Raw genomic sequence first — 13,782 nt, forward strand, 5'->3', positions numbered from 1 at the left:
GCGGGGCTGATGGTAAGGAACCATGCACAACTTCATGTCGTCAGCTCGTCTTGGGCTGACAGAACGAGCGCGCCTTGTCGGTCCACGCGCCGAAGCCGCTCGAGACGAGATGCGCGACGATGTGGCAGACGTAGCGCTTCTGCGCCGGCTGGTTGTTGGGGCCTGCATTGTAGCGGGCGACCGCCATGGTCCAACTGCCCTCGCGCTGCTTCAGCACCTTCAGGAAGCGCGCGGCGTAGTCGACATTCCCTGCGGGATCGAACATCGCCCGGACCGAGACGAATTTGTCGCCGTGATAGTAGTGGTTGATCTGCATGCAGCCGAGGTCGATCAGCTTGATCCCCCTAGCTCGCATGGCTTCGAAGTTGGCGATCGCGTCGTTCATGTCTTTGGCGAATACGGTCTGTCCATCGGCGCCGAGAGCGTAAGGATGAAGCGCGCCGCGCCGGCCGGTCTCGGTCAGGCCGACCGCGTAGAGAATGCCGAGCGGAATTCCGTGCTGCTGGGACGCACGCGTCATCTCGCGCTCGCACGGGCGCGAATTGTCGGTCGCAGCAGTCGCGGCGCCGGCGTTACAGATAAACAGGGCCGCGACGAATCTGCGGCGCCACGTCCTGCTCATGACGCGTCTCCTGGTTGGACGGGCGCTCCTGTCGGGCCTGCTTGGCGCCGCCGTCCGCTTGTCCCGACGAATTACTCGTACCGTCGAACGTGCCTTGCGACTGGGACGACGGCTGTTGCTGGCCCGAAAGCTGCGGCTGCGACTGGTCGGAGCCGCTCTGGAAACCATCCAGCGAGCCGTGCTGGACGGGTGCTATGTCGGCGACGTAGCCCGCCGATTGCATCAGGTCGCGGATTGAATCGCGCTGCTGATCCAGCATCTGGCTCGTGTCCTTGCGCGCGGCGGCAAGGTGGACAGACACCTCGTTGCCGACCAGACGAAGGCGCACGGTGACATTGCCGAGCGCGGGCGGCTCGAGATTGATGGTCAGGATCTTGAGCGGCTGATCCGGCGCATTGGCTTGGGACGCGGCAACATCTGCAGCTGCGGAGACCGGTGCCGGAGCTTCTTTCAGCTCGGCGATAACGGCGTTGGCAACCTGCTGCGGAGCGTTGAACTGCGCCGGCGGCAGATGGGTCTCTTGCTGGACTACGGTGACCTTGGTCGTCCCGGGCAATGCGTCCCGCGCCGAAGCCCTGGCAGCACGCTCGACATTGGCCGCGACGGCCTCGAAGCCGGGTGCGGTTGCCTTCTGCGACGGCTCACTGCCTTGCGGCGATGTCGCCTGGTCGGTAGCCGTCGCGTGCGACGCCGCGGTCTGCGAGTGCGCGGTGGTTGGAGCCGCGGGAGACGCGGGCTCGGGGGTCGTCGCCTTCCCCGTTCCCATGGCCTGAACGTCGCGCTTGGTCGTGGAAGACCGCTCGTCGCGTCCGGACGCATCCTTCTTGTCGCCGGCCGGTGCTTGCATCTGCGGCATCACGACCGGCGGCCCGGGGACGATCTCCTGCCCCATGATCCCGGCGATGCTCGATCGGCTCTGGACGTCGGCCTGCTCGGCAGGATCGAGGAGTCCATGTTTCCCGGACGATTTCTCGGTGGGTTTCTCCCTGGATCCGGGCTCTTCGGCCGCCGCGGCACGGTCGTGCACCGTCTCGTCGTTGGCGTCGTCCTTCCCGCTCTGGTGCGCCAGGCGCGTCCGCAGCGTGCCGGCTTTCACCGCCGTGTCGCCGCCCTCGTCGTTGAGCGCCCGCTTCGCGAGATTCGAGACGGTGTGCAGCAGATCGTTGAAGGAGGAGTCCGCCTGCGCCTTCGGTCCGGCGCTCTTCCCGGAGCGCGATGTGCCCCGCATGTTGAGGCTTTCGGCGAGGCTCGAAAAGATCTGTCCGGAGGTTCCACTGAGCTTCGTCATGGACGGCGATCCCTGGTGAGGAGTTCGAGCTCGCCGAGCTGCTTCTGCGCTCGCGCAAGCGTTGCGGTCGACGACGCGAGATCGAGGCGCGCCGGTGTGACCGGTGGCTTGTCGGCTGCGGCGGGGGATCCGCCAACGAACGGCTTGCGAACGTCGAGGGCGAGCTGCACCGTTGCGTTGAGAAAGGGAATGTCGCGCTCTGGCAGCTTCGACCGGTCGAGCGCCTTCAACTCGGCGAGACCGCCGTCATATTCGTCGGTGAGCGTCCGCGACAGGCCGCGGAACAAATGCGCCCGCTCGCGCTCCACCGAGGCATCGGCGCTGAGAGTCAGGGCACGCTCGCCGGCAAGCCGGGTCACGGCCAGCCCTCCGCGCACCATCGCGGTCCGCGCGATCACGAGATAGAGCTTGAGGCGGCTCGCGCGGTCGATCTGTTCCAGCAGGGTGGTGATCCGCGCAAACCGACGCTCGTCGAGCGCGAGGCTCGACTGCGTCAGGCCGGTCGCAAAGCGCTGCCAGAAGTCCCCGGCATAGACCGAGTTGTGGTAGTGCCTGATATAGGCCAGCGTCAGGAACTCGAACTTGTCGAAATCCTCGGCTTGCCCGACCAGCAGGATCTCGCGCCGCAGCGCGGCCTCCTCCACCAATGTGCCCGGCAAGAGCAAGCGCGCGTCGTCCAGACGCTCGATTGCGAGCGATGCCTCAGCGCGTGCGAACAGCGCGCCCTGGACCAGCGCGAGCTGTCCGCCCAGGCCCGACGGAACCGTCCGCGGCTTGACGTCCTTGAGCAGTTCGCGCGCTTCGTCCTGACGACCCTCGACATAGGCAAGCGCGCCATCGAACAGCCGTCCATCGACGTTCAGCTTGTCGCGCGGCAGCTTGCGAATGATTTGCGGCGCGCCGCCGCTAAGTAGGTAAATGACGGCCGCTTGGCCGTTCTGCGAATTACTCCATACGCCCGGATCGGCGGCGAGAAATTTTTCGCCGATCTGCCGGATCAATGCGCCGTGGCTGCCGTGCGCCGCGGTATCGCCGTTGGCGATGCCGTCCTGCACGGCCTGCAACGCCCGAACGAGCTCGTATGGCTCGCCCGATGCCGATACCAGCGGGGGCGGCATCGGTGCCGGCTCGGCGAATGCGCCTGCCGCCGTGAACGGCAGCAGCATCAGCAGCGCGGCGCGGAGAAGAGGCCTGATCAAGGACGCTTCTCCCGGACCATGATCTCGATCCGGCGATTCTGCGCGGCCGCCGGATCGTTTTGAAGTTTCGGCCGCCGATCGGCATAACCCTCGACATGCTCGATGCGCTGCGCATCGACACCGGAGCGGACCAGCATGTAATAGGCCATCTGCGCACGGGCCGTCGACAGCCGCCAGTTGTCATAGGCCTCCGAACGGTACGGCCGATTGTCGGTGTGGCCGCGGACGATGATCACGCCGGGACGCTTCGTCAGCAGCGGGCCGATCTTGTCGATCACCCGGATGAGTTCGGGCCGCGGCTCAGCCGAGCCGACCGCGAACATGCCGAAGTTGGCATCGTCGGTCAGGCTGATCAGCAGGCCTTCCTCGACCTGACGCACCTCGGCCACCGGTCCGGCGCCAGCCTTGACGTCCGACAGCGCGTCCGCGATCGCCGACTGAAGCTGCTTGACCGCTAATTGCTGGGCCTGAGCCGCGTCGCGCGGCTCGGATTCCTTCGTCGTGTCGTTGGGACGCGGCTGAGCGGCGGCATTGGCTTGATTACCAGTCTGGGCGCCGGGCTGCGCGCTCCCTTCGCGTGAGGCCTGTGATGGCGCGGGCCCCGGCGGCAGCAGAGCCGACAGGCTTGCGGACGACGCATTGGCGTTCGGAGCCACGCTTCCGCCGGCATCGTCCTGCCTGGCTCGGCGTGCCTGTGGCTCGCCCTCGCCTGTGCCGGACGCAGTGTCGCGCGCGGACGCATTCGGCTTCAGCTCGGGCTTGGGCTCGATGATGCGATCGGCATCCTTGGGTGCCTGCGGCGCAAGCTTCCAATAGCCGGGATCGAACGGATCGCGGTAGGCGTCGCCGCCCTTGAGGCCATCCTCTTCGGCGGACGTCAAAGCGCCGGCGCGCCGCTGGCCCGAGGCCTGGTTCGCGCTGCTGGCGATCTCGGCGAGTGTCGTATAGGGATCGCGGAACAGGACCTTCTCCTCGTAGAAGGGCGGCTTCTCGGCCGTCGGAGAGTCACCGCGACGTTCCTCGCTCGGTCCTCCCGGCTGGCGCCTGCCGTCCTGGCCGTCGAACGACGACGGCTCCTTCTTGGAGAGATCCTTGAGCCCCTTCGGGGCAGGTGCGTTCTCCGCGAGCTTGATCGGATTGAAATAGCTCGCGACCACCTGCTTCTGATCCTGGTTGAGCGCATTGATCAGCCACATCACCAGGAAGAACGCCATCATCGCGGTCATGAAGTCCGCATAGGCGATCTTCCAGACGCCGCCGTGCGGCTTCTCGTCGTCGAAGGCGCTCCGCCGGCGGATGATGACGAGTTCTGACTTGACCTCATTCATGACGGACTACCGGCGCGCCTCTTTCAGGCGCTCGCTCCAGGCCGTGATCTGGGTCTCGATCACGGTCTGGTCGGCCACGACGCGAACCTCGAATGTATCGGCGGCCTCATACTCGATGCCGGTTCGCCGCGCCGTCCCGAGCTGCGTCTTCACCAGGTCGAGCAGTTCGCTCGGGCCGGTGACCTTGAACACCGGCACCGGCGAATTGCCGGTCAGCGCCGCAATCTGCTCGACCAGCGATCCGATCGCCTTGTCGCGGACCGCATCGGCGAGGAACGGCAGCAATATCCGCGCAACGGAGCTCGCGATGTTGGTCTCGATTTCGCGGCAAGCCGTGTCGAAGCCGCTGACGACCGCCACCGCCTGCTGGTCGGACCACTTGGCCCGCTCTTCGCCGAGCCGGATCGCGCTCCGCACGCGTTCCTCGGCGATCCTAGACTCGCCCTCCGCAACGCCGGCCGCATGGCCGCGCCGAAAGGCATCGTCCAGGAGATTGACCGCCGGGGCTTCCGCCTTCGGCGCCGGAGGCGGCGACTGAAGCTGCGGCTGCGATTGCGGTTGCGAATGGGTCTGAGGCTGCGGCTGAGGCTCGCGCCGGGCTTCCTTCGGCCTCGTCAGCACATCCTGGATTTTGGGCGGCGGTGGAGGCGGAGGCGATTTGACCCGCCCGTTCACGTCGAACTGCGTCAGGAGCTTTCCGATTGCCGCGTTCATGCCGCCTCCTCGCGTCGCATCCAGTCTTTAAGGATCGCTGCCGCCTGCATCTGATCGAGACGAACGATCTGCTCCAGCCGCTTCTGCGGCGTTCGCTGCATTTTGCCTTCGAGGTCTTCGACCAGGTTGAGCTCGGCCTCCTCGCTGTCCGCCAATGCAAGGGCGCCCGCGGCCGACTCGAGCTGGGCGGCTTCCGCCGCCTCGGTCTGCTCCTGCGCCGCGCGGTGGGTCAGAATGCCATTGACCGCAGGACGAAGTCCGAACCACACCAGCATCGAAGCTACGGCCAGGATCGTGACTGCGTTGATGACGCTGCCGAGCTGCTTGTTGATCATCTCGACGAAGCTGATCGGCGGCACCGGCGCCAGTTCGCGCGAGCCTTCGATGAAATCGACGGCCGTCACCTGGATCTGGTCGCCGCGCGCCTTGTCCAGCCCGCCGGCCGTGGCCGCGAGTTGGCTGATCTCGGCGAGCTTGCTGTCGACGATGGCCTGATTGCTCTTGTCGCCGAGGTCGGCAATGAGCCGCCCGCGGTTGACCAGCACGGCAATGAACAGCTTCTTCACCGAATAGCCGTCGCTCACCGTCGTCGTGGTCTTGGACGAGACCTCGAAATTGGTGACGTCCTCGCGGCGGGTCTTGTCTTCGCTGGAATTCTTGGTGCCGCCGGCGTTCACCTGCTGGTCGGGGAGATTTTGCTGCACCGTGGTCGGCTGCGAACGGTCCGCATTCTGTGACTTCTCGTTCTCGCGGACGTTCCGGACCGAGCGCTCGGCGCGGCTTTCGGGATCGTAGACGGTCTCGTTGGTCTGCCGCTTGTCGGTGGAGAGCTGCGATGCAACGCTCACTTCGAAATTGTCGAGCCCCAGATACGGGGTCAGCGCCTTGCGGATGTTCTCCTGCACCATCCCGCCGACCGTCTTCTGCAGACTCGCCATCTTGGTCGGAGCAGCAGTCGCCTCATCCTCTTCGGCAAGCAGCATCGAACCGTCAGCGTCCAGCACCGTGACCTTGTCGCGGCTCATGCCCGGAATGGCAGCCGCGACGAGATGACGGATCGACTGCGCCGTGCGCGCCTCGATCGCGCCGTCGGTGCGCAGCACGACCGATGCCGAAGGTGGCTGCTGCGTCGCGCGGAACGACCCCCGCACCGGCATCACGATATGCACCCGCGCCGCCTTCACGCCCTTCATCAACTGCACCGTGCGCGCGATCTCGCCTTCGAGTGCCCGGAGCTTGGTGACCTCCTGCATGAACGAGGTCAAACCGAGCGAGCCGATCTTGTCGAACAGCTCGTAGCCGGAATTGGCGCTGGTCGGCAGCCCCTTCTCGGCGAGCAGCATCCGCGCCTGCATGGTCTGGCTCGGACGCACCGAGACCGCGTCGCCGACGGTGTTGACGTCGAAGGTGATGTTCTGCTCGCGCAGCGCGGCACCCATGCGCGTCACGTCTTCGCGGGAAAGGCCGGTATAGAGCGTTTCGAATTCAGGCCGGCTCAGATAATAGGCGCCGCCCACGACGGTGACGAGAACGGCGAAACCGATCAATCCCAAGGCCATCAGGCGTCGCGGCCCAAGCTCCAGCAGATTATTGAGCAGTTGCTGTATCTGCGCACGACTGAACAGCATGTGACCTCATACCAATGCGAACGTAGAGGACACTCTGCTGCCAACCTTGTCTGAAGGTTGCGCGAGACCACGAATGTGTCGGTTCGCCGGCGAGGCGTTGCAATTTTACAAGAGACTGAGTGACGCAATTGCGCGCGTCGGCGACAAGCGGACGGCCGGTCGCATCGCGGTGCGATCGCCGACGGCGTGTTCCCTGGAATGTGGCGTCAGGAAATCGATGTGGGCACGTCGTGTGCCGTCGGATCCGCCGCTCACGGCGGAGACCGTGCTCCCTGAGGAGCACGGTCGTTTTCGAAGCCGCGGCTTAGCGGAACAGCGACAGGATGCTCTGGCTGTTCTGGTTGGCGATCGAGAGCGCCTGAACACCGAGCTGCTGCTGGGTCTGGAGCGCCTGAAGGCGGGTCGATTCCGCATTCATGTCGGCATCGACGAGCTGGCCGATACCGCGGTCCACGGAGTCCATCAGGGTCTTGACGAATTCCGTGTTGGTCGCGAGTCGGTTCTTGACGGCACCGAGATTGGCGGCGGCCGACGCCACCGAGTTGATCCCGGCGGTGACCTGCGCGATGTAGCCATCGAGCGTGGTCTGGTCAGCCGCCGAGTCGGTCAGCACGGAGATGCTCATCGTGTTGATCGACGGAGAGGTCGAACCAGCCGTGTCCAGAATGCCGGTCTGGGTCGAGGTGTAGAGCGAGTAGTTCGCGGTCGTCACGGTGATCGAGCCGATGGTGGGCGTACCGCCGACACGCGAGTACGACGACACCAGGTTGAAGGTCGTCGGCGTGGTGGCGGTCGTGCTCAGCCAGTTGATGCCGTTGAAGGTCGCCGAGTTCGCCTTGAGTTTCATATCCTGCTGGATCTGGGTGATGTCAGCTTGGATCTTGGTGCGATCGATACCAGCGGTCTTGGCTTCGACCAGCAGCGCCTGGAGCTTGGTCAGGCCGGAGTCCTTGTCGCCGATAACCGAGGTCAGAGCGGTATATTCGGTGTCGACGGTCGCGGCCGACAGACCGAGCGAGTCGGAGACCGCGGAAAGCGCGGCGTTATCGGAGCGCATCGACGTCGCGATCGACCAATAGGCAGCGTTGTCCGAGGCGGTCGAGACGCGCATACCGGTCGAGATCCGGTTCTGCGTGGTCGCGAGCTGCGAGCTGACGTTGCGAAGGGTCTGCAGCGCGGTCATTGCAGACGAGTTGGTGAGGAGGCTAGAACCCATTTTGATGTCCCTTTGGAGATTGAATTAAATTTGGGGACATACCGGACTTACACCGGTACGGCAGGGCGGCGTCATGCCTTTGGGCTGCGCAAAAGCGTCAAGGCCCAACCTGTCGTAACGGCGACGATAGCCCGCGAAGCTTGTGCGGGGCTTGTGGCTCTGTGTCTTTGCCGCAACAAGGCGGCTGAAATTGCGGCGCGCGATGTCACGCCAAATGAAAGGGCCGCGCCTCGTGAGAAGCGCGGCCCTCCCCAAAATCGTTTGAGGCTTAGCGGAACAGCGACAGGATGCTCTGGCTGCTGTTGTTGGCGATCGAGAGCGCCTGCACGCCGAGCTGCTGCTGGACCTGGAGGGCCGACAGGCGGGTGGACTCCTGGTTCATGTCGGCGTCGACGAGCTGGCCGATACCGCGGTCCACGGAGTCCATCAGCGACTTCACGAAGTCCGTGTTGGTCGAGAGCCGGTTCTTGACGGCACCGAGATTGGCGGCGGCCGAGGCCACCGAGTTGATGCCAGCGGTGACCTGCGCGATGTAGCCATCGAGCGTGGTCTGGTCAGCTGCCGAGTCGGTCAACGCGGAGATGCTCATCGTGTTGATCGACGGAGCGGTCGAACCGGCCGTGTCGAGAATGCCGGTCTGCGTCGAGGTGTAGAGCGAGTAGTTGGCGGTCGTCACCGTGATGGAGCCGATGGTGGGCGTACCGCCGACACGCGAGTACGACGACACCAGGCTGAAGGTCGTCGGCGTCGTGGCGGACGTGCTCAGCCAGTTGATGCCGTTGAAGGTCGCCGCACTGGCTGTCGCCTTCATCTGCTGCTGGATCTGGGTGACATCGGCCTGGATCTTGCTGCGGTCGATACCGGCGGTCTTGGCTTCGACCAGCAGGGACTGGAGCTTGGTCAGGCCGGAGTCCTTGTCGCCGATGACCGTGGTCAGAGCGGTATATTCGGTGTCGACGGTCGCAGCCGACAGACCGAGCGAGTCGGAGACCGCCGAGAGCGCGGCGTTGTCGGCGCGCATCGAGGTCGCGATCGACCAGTAGGCAGCGTTGTCCGAAGCGGTCGAGACGCGCTGGCCGGTGGAGATGCGGGTTTGCGTGGTGGAGAGCTGCGAGCTCACAGACCGCAAGGTCTGGAGTGCGGTCATGGCGGTCGAGTTCGTAAGCAGGCTTGACATTGCGAATGTCCCTTTATGTACGCGTTACATTTTCACGAGGGGACATACCGGGCTTTCACCGGTACGGAGGGGCGGCATCATGCCTTTGGACTGATGTGGGTGGGGTCCAACCCGCCGTGACGCATTGCTAGCACGCCGAATCTTGCGCGCGGATTAAGATCGGCTTGAATTGCGCTGTAAAATCAGTTGGTTAACAGTACCTATTGCTAACCATAGTCCGGTACTTATCGCTAACCATAACCGTCCGCCTGGCGCTCATTGCCGTTACGAGAACGAGCGCACCAGCCCGGAGGCAAGCAGATTCCAGCCGTCGATCAGCACGAAGAACAGCATCTTGAACGGCAGTGCGAGGATTGTCGGCGGCATCATCATCATGCCCATCGACATGGTCAGGGTCGCCACGATCATGTCGATGACGAGGAACGGCAGGATGATGAGAAATCCGATCTCGAACGAACGCCTGAGCTCGGAAATCATGAAGGCCGGAATGATGACGCGCATGTCGACGCGCTTGTCGTCGAACTTCCTTCGGAAGCTCTCCGCGGCCAGCGATTCGAAGGTCTGCAGATCCTTGTCGCGAACATGGGCCAGCATGAATTCGCGGAACGGATCGGTGATCTTCAGATAGGCCTCTTCCTCCGAGATCTCGTTCTTCATCAGCGGCTGGATCCCGGTTTCCCAGGCGCGGTCGAAGGTCGGCGCCATCACGTAGAAGGTCATGAACAGCGCGAGGCTGATCAGCACCAGATTGGCGGGCGTGGTCTGAAGTCCGAGACCGGCGCGCAGGAACGACAGCGCCACCGCAAACCGCGTGAAGCTCGTTACCATGATGAGCAGTCCCGGCGCCACGGACAGTACCGTGATCACCGCCATCAACTGGATGATCCGGCCGCTGGTCGAGCCGTTACCCGGCGGCAGCAGCGAATTGAGGTCCGGAATTTGGGCCAGTGCCACTTCGGGCAGCACGACCAGGAGCAACGCAAGCAGCAGGACTCTCAGTTTCACTGAATCACCAACGTCTCAATGATCAATTCGCGGATCTTGCCCGAGGAGCGGATATTGGCGCGTTCGGTCAGGTCGTCGCGCAGGTGCTGAAGCCCGCGCGATCCCTCGAACTGCGCCACCGTCGCCGACCGCAGATAGGTGACGATGTCCTCGCTGATATGGGCCGCCAGGATACCGGCATCCTCGTCGCTCATGCTGTCGGTCACCATGGAGGCTTCGATGCGGGCCCAGTTGTTGGCCGGCGCGCCGAGATTGGTCACGATCGGCGACAGCTTCCTGAGCCGCGCGCTGCCGGCGTAGCTCGAGGCAAGAGGCGGCGGCGTGGCGGTTTTCTTCGCATCGGCGACGCGCTCGGCGGCCGCAAACAGATGCAGGCCGGCAAGCCCGCCCGCGCCGATCGCGATCAGGGTCAGCACCACGATGGCCGCAATCAGGCGCATGACGTCCCCTGCCCTCGTGACGCGGCCCGACGGTCGCGCATCTCAGAACGGTGCCACGGCGTCGTAGATCCGATGTCCCCATCCAGGCTGCTGCACGTCCGAGAGATTTCCCCGGCCGCCGTAGGCCACGCGCGCCTCGGCGATCTTCTCGTAGGAGATCGTGTTGGTTCGCGAGATATCGCGTGGACGCACGATGCCGCCGACGTTGAGCACACGCATTTCCGTGTTGACCTTGAACTCCTGTGAGCCGCTGATCATCATATTGCCGTTCGGCAACACGTCGGTGACGATGGCTGCGATCGACAGTTTGATATCCTCTGTGCGGTCGATCTGGCCGTTGCCCTTGATCTGGGTGTTGGTGTTGAGGTTGGCGCTCGTCGAGCCCTTGTCCTGCCATCCCGCGACGTCCATCAGCCAGTCGAGCCCGAACTTGATCTGCGAATCGCGCGAGCGGCCGGTCTTGTTGTCGAGCTTGGCCTTGTCCTGCATCGAGATGATCACCGTCACGACGTCGCCGACGCGCCGGGCGCGGGGATCGCGGTAGAGGTCGGTGCCGTCGTCCCAGGTCGAGCGATAGCTGACGGGCGAGTGCATGCGGGGCGTCACGGGAATCGGATCGGCCTGCGTCCTCAGACCGCTCCCGACCGGCGACAATCGCGGGCCAGTCAGCACCTCGGCCGGATCAGTGACGCATCCCGCAAGCGACAACAGCGACAGGATGAGGATCAGATTCTTCATCTATTTGGTCTTTCCGTCATCCACGCGACGCATCCCGCCGAGCAGATCGGCGAGGTGCGCCGCGCGCCCCGTCTCCATCTCGTTGAAGATTGCGCTCGAGCTCCTCGGGCTGAGCTTTGCGAGCACGGCCGCAGCCGTCTCGTCCGCCATCCCGGCGATCTGGGTTGCGGCGGCGTCCGGTTTCATACGCGAGTAAATCTCGACGACGCTCGCTTCGGCCTTCTTCAGGAAGTCGTCGCGCAACGCCATCCACTTCTCATATTCGGCGCGTTTGGCCTCGACCTCGGCGATCCGCTCACGGAGCTGGTTCTCGGCCTTCTCCAGCTCCTTGAGCTGCCAGGCCAGCCTTGCATCGACCGCGGGGTCGGCGACATTGCTGCAGAACAGAGCGACTTCGTTGTCCGCGGTTGCAGCGGCCTGGGGCGGCACCGGCTTCGGCGGCGCCGTCACGCTACCGGGCTTGGCGGGTCGCGGCGCGGCTGTGGGTGCTGGCGCGGGCTTCTCGGAGGCCGGCACGGCACCCGTGGTCGCGGGTCCCGAATCTTCGGCTGCCCACGCCGTCGCCCGCATCGACGCATTGTCGCTCGGGATCGATGAGATCGGCTTCTGCGGCCCAGGCGCGCGGGCGCGCGCGAAGGACAGCAGGTTGAGCGGCTTCGACGGCTTGGCCTCATCCAGCGCCAGAACGGGCGAAGCGCTCGCGAGCGCGGAGGCCGCGACCAGGAGGAGGAGTTTGGCTTTATGATCCAGCTTCAACATCGGTCCGCGTGCGATTCTCAGTCAAGAGAGCATTGAGCGACCAAGCTTGCACGGCGCTTGCGCGTCATTGCACGATGACGTCCGCCTGGAGGGCGCCGGCCGTCTTGATCGCCTGGAGGATCGCGATGATGCCGGATGGTTTCAGGCCGATCTGGTTCAGCCCGCGCACCAGACGCTGGAGATCGACGCCGCTCAGGATCGCCACCTGCGATCCGGCCTCGTTGGCCTCGACCACGGTCTGGGGCACGACCACCGTCTGCCCTTTCGAGAAGGGCGCCGGTTGCGACACCACGGGAAGCTCGGTGACGCGGACCGTCAGATTGCCGTGCGTCACGGCAACGGTCGATATCCGTACGTCGCGTCCGATCACCACCGTGCCGGTGCGCTCGTTGATCACCACCCGCGCCGGCGTGTCCGGCTCGACGGTCAGCTCGCCGATTTCGGCGAGAAAGCGGACCGGGCCGATGTGGCGCGGCTTCGACAGCACGATGGTGCGGTAGTCGCGCTCGAAGGCGATCTGCGCGCGGTAACGTCCGCCCGCGTAGCGATTGATGGCGTCGAGGATTCGCGTTGCGGTGACGAAGTCAGGGTTCTTGAGCTCCAGCACAAGATACTCCATTTCATGGAGACTACCCTGCACCTCGCGCTCGACCAGCGCGCCGTTCGGGATGCGGCCCGCGGTTGGCGTGCCCAGGCTGACGTTCTGGGCCTGGCCTCCGACGCTGTAGCCGGCGACCGTGACCGCGCCTTGCGCCACCGCATAGACGGCGCCGTCCGCCGCGCGCAGCGACGTCATCACCAGGGTGCCGCCGAGCAGCGAGGTCGCATCGCCGAGCGACGACACGGTCACGTCCATGCGCTCGCCCGCACCGATCGAGGGCTGCAGGTCCGCGGTCACCATCACGGCCGCGACATTGCGCGTGCGCAGCGTCGTCGGACGCGGCGGATTATTGGTGCTGGTGGTCTCGTTCCGGACATTGATGCCCATGTTCTCGAGCATCGATTGCAGGGACTGCTCCGTGAACGGCGCATTGCGGAGCGTGTCGCCGGTGCCGTTCAGGCCGATGACGAGGCCGTAGCCGACGATCTGGTTTTCGCGCAATCCCTTGATGTCCGCGATGTCCTTGATGCGGACGGCGGCCTGGGCGCTGGCGGCGGAAACGAGCAGGACGAGCGCAAGCAGGACCTTAGTCATGATCCGTCCACGACCTTGACGGTGCCGTCCGGCTGGACGACGCCCCTGATGATCACGCCCGTATCGGTGTTTCGTATCGGGATGAGCGCGCCGGGCGCGCCCGACTGCATCGCTGCGCCGTAGGTCACGATCGACAGGCCGCTGTCCTCGACCACGACCTTGACCATCGCGCCGCGGGCGACCGTCCAGGGATCCTCCACCGAGTTGGTCGGGATCGGCTGGCCGGGGAGCAGCGCGCGGCGCGCCATGCGGCCGACCAGGACCTGGCGTCCTTCGATGAAAACGGCGACGCCGAGCACGTTCGGCGCAAAGGCGCGCTCGGTGATCATGTCGTCCCGGATCAGCTCGCCGGCGCGGATCGAGACGGCCGGCACGGGAAGCCGCTTCTCCTCGGCCGCCGCGACTCGCGCGAAGACGAGAACCAGCAGCACGGCGGCCAACCCACGCATGATCGAGCCCATCCTGTTCAACAT

14 protein-coding genes are annotated in these 13,782 nt (G+C 64.9%); all 14 read right to left on the reverse strand.

The window, feature by feature from the left end:
* Positions 1-40: 40 nt before the first annotated feature.
* The 14 genes from IVA75_RS33000 to flgA all read right to left on the reverse strand — a co-directional run bounded on the left by IVA75_RS33000 (position 41) and on the right by flgA (position 13,782).
* Positions 41-622: a transglycosylase SLT domain-containing protein gene (locus IVA75_RS33000; RefSeq protein WP_247287760.1), complete on the reverse strand. Its 582-nt coding sequence runs from the start codon at positions 620-622 to the stop codon at positions 41-43.
* Positions 573-1,910: a flagellar hook-length control protein FliK gene (locus tag IVA75_RS33005; RefSeq protein WP_247287759.1), complete on the reverse strand. Its 1,338-nt coding sequence runs from the start codon at positions 1,908-1,910 to the stop codon at positions 573-575. The genes IVA75_RS33000 and IVA75_RS33005 overlap by 50 nt, the downstream gene beginning before the upstream one ends.
* Positions 1,907-3,109 (reverse strand): chemotaxis protein, encoded by a 1,203-nt coding sequence (locus IVA75_RS33010; RefSeq protein ID WP_247287757.1) that lies wholly within the window; start codon positions 3,107-3,109, stop codon positions 1,907-1,909. The genes IVA75_RS33005 and IVA75_RS33010 overlap by 4 nt, the downstream gene beginning before the upstream one ends.
* Entirely contained in the window at positions 3,106-4,437 is a 1,332-nt protein-coding gene (locus tag IVA75_RS33015; protein ID WP_247287755.1) for a MotB family protein, read from the reverse strand. Before IVA75_RS33015 ends, IVA75_RS33010 begins: the two co-directional genes overlap by 4 nt.
* Positions 4,438-4,443: 6 nt before the next feature.
* Positions 4,444-5,151, reverse strand: a complete 708-nt coding sequence (locus IVA75_RS33020) for a hypothetical protein (RefSeq protein ID WP_247287753.1) — start codon at positions 5,149-5,151, stop codon at positions 4,444-4,446.
* Positions 5,148-6,779: a flagellar basal-body MS-ring/collar protein FliF gene (gene fliF, locus IVA75_RS33025; protein ID WP_247287751.1), complete on the reverse strand. Its 1,632-nt coding sequence runs from the start codon at positions 6,777-6,779 to the stop codon at positions 5,148-5,150. The genes IVA75_RS33020 and fliF overlap by 4 nt, the downstream gene beginning before the upstream one ends.
* A 304-nt stretch (positions 6,780-7,083) precedes the next feature.
* A complete protein-coding gene (locus IVA75_RS33030; RefSeq protein ID WP_027570485.1) occupies positions 7,084-7,995 on the reverse strand; it encodes a flagellin in 912 nt (303 codons plus the stop codon).
* Between the two features lie 268 nt (positions 7,996-8,263).
* Entirely contained in the window at positions 8,264-9,172 is a 909-nt protein-coding gene (locus tag IVA75_RS33035) for a flagellin (RefSeq protein WP_027570484.1), read from the reverse strand.
* 264 nt (positions 9,173-9,436) lie between these two features.
* Positions 9,437-10,177, reverse strand: coding sequence for a flagellar type III secretion system pore protein FliP (fliP, locus tag IVA75_RS33040; RefSeq protein WP_007595877.1), 741 nt, complete (start codon positions 10,175-10,177; stop codon positions 9,437-9,439).
* A complete protein-coding gene (locus IVA75_RS33045) occupies positions 10,174-10,617 on the reverse strand; it encodes a flagellar basal body-associated FliL family protein (protein ID WP_027570483.1) in 444 nt (147 codons plus the stop codon). Before IVA75_RS33045 ends, fliP begins: the two co-directional genes overlap by 4 nt.
* 42 nt (positions 10,618-10,659) lie before the next feature.
* On the reverse strand, positions 10,660-11,355 hold the full coding sequence (flgH, locus tag IVA75_RS33050; protein WP_018453966.1) for a flagellar basal body L-ring protein FlgH: 696 nt from the start codon (positions 11,353-11,355) through the stop codon (positions 10,660-10,662).
* A complete protein-coding gene (locus tag IVA75_RS33055; protein WP_247287749.1) occupies positions 11,356-12,114 on the reverse strand; it encodes a MotE family protein in 759 nt (252 codons plus the stop codon).
* Between the two features lie 64 nt (positions 12,115-12,178).
* Positions 12,179-13,309 (reverse strand): flagellar basal body P-ring protein FlgI, encoded by a 1,131-nt coding sequence (gene flgI / locus IVA75_RS33060; RefSeq protein ID WP_247287747.1) that lies wholly within the window; start codon positions 13,307-13,309, stop codon positions 12,179-12,181.
* On the reverse strand, positions 13,306-13,782 hold the full coding sequence (flgA, locus tag IVA75_RS33065) for a flagellar basal body P-ring formation chaperone FlgA (RefSeq protein WP_247359608.1): 477 nt from the start codon (positions 13,780-13,782) through the stop codon (positions 13,306-13,308). Before flgA ends, flgI begins: the two co-directional genes overlap by 4 nt.

The organism is Bradyrhizobium sp. 134 (assembly GCF_023074155.1).
In the GTDB taxonomy this organism is placed as follows: Bacteria; Pseudomonadota; Alphaproteobacteria; order Rhizobiales; family Xanthobacteraceae; genus Bradyrhizobium.

Excerpts from the sequence above, each read along its gene's own strand:
- IVA75_RS33000 (WP_247287760.1), bottom strand. The coding sequence starts at position 622 with ATGAGCAGGACGTGGCGCCGCAGATTCGTCGCGGCCCTGTTTATCTGT.
- IVA75_RS33005 (WP_247287759.1), bottom strand. The coding sequence starts at position 1,910 with ATGACGAAGCTCAGTGGAACCTCCGGACAGATCTTTTCGAGCCTCGCC.
- IVA75_RS33015 (WP_247287755.1), bottom strand. The coding sequence starts at position 4,437 with ATGAATGAGGTCAAGTCAGAACTCGTCATCATCCGCCGGCGGAGCGCC.
- IVA75_RS33020 (WP_247287753.1), bottom strand. The coding sequence starts at position 5,151 with ATGAACGCGGCAATCGGAAAGCTCCTGACGCAGTTCGACGTGAACGGG.
- fliF (WP_247287751.1), bottom strand. The coding sequence starts at position 6,779 with ATGCTGTTCAGTCGTGCGCAGATACAGCAACTGCTCAATAATCTGCTG.
- IVA75_RS33030 (WP_027570485.1), bottom strand. The coding sequence starts at position 7,995 with ATGGGTTCTAGCCTCCTCACCAACTCGTCTGCAATGACCGCGCTGCAG.
- IVA75_RS33035 (WP_027570484.1), bottom strand. The coding sequence starts at position 9,172 with ATGTCAAGCCTGCTTACGAACTCGACCGCCATGACCGCACTCCAGACC.
- IVA75_RS33045 (WP_027570483.1), bottom strand. The coding sequence starts at position 10,617 with ATGCGCCTGATTGCGGCCATCGTGGTGCTGACCCTGATCGCGATCGGC.
- flgH (WP_018453966.1), bottom strand. The coding sequence starts at position 11,355 with ATGAAGAATCTGATCCTCATCCTGTCGCTGTTGTCGCTTGCGGGATGC.
- IVA75_RS33055 (WP_247287749.1), bottom strand. The coding sequence starts at position 12,114 with ATGTTGAAGCTGGATCATAAAGCCAAACTCCTCCTCCTGGTCGCGGCC.
- flgI (WP_247287747.1), bottom strand. The coding sequence starts at position 13,309 with ATGACTAAGGTCCTGCTTGCGCTCGTCCTGCTCGTTTCCGCCGCCAGC.
- flgA (WP_247359608.1), bottom strand. The coding sequence starts at position 13,782 with ATGTTGAACAGGATGGGCTCGATCATGCGTGGGTTGGCCGCCGTGCTG.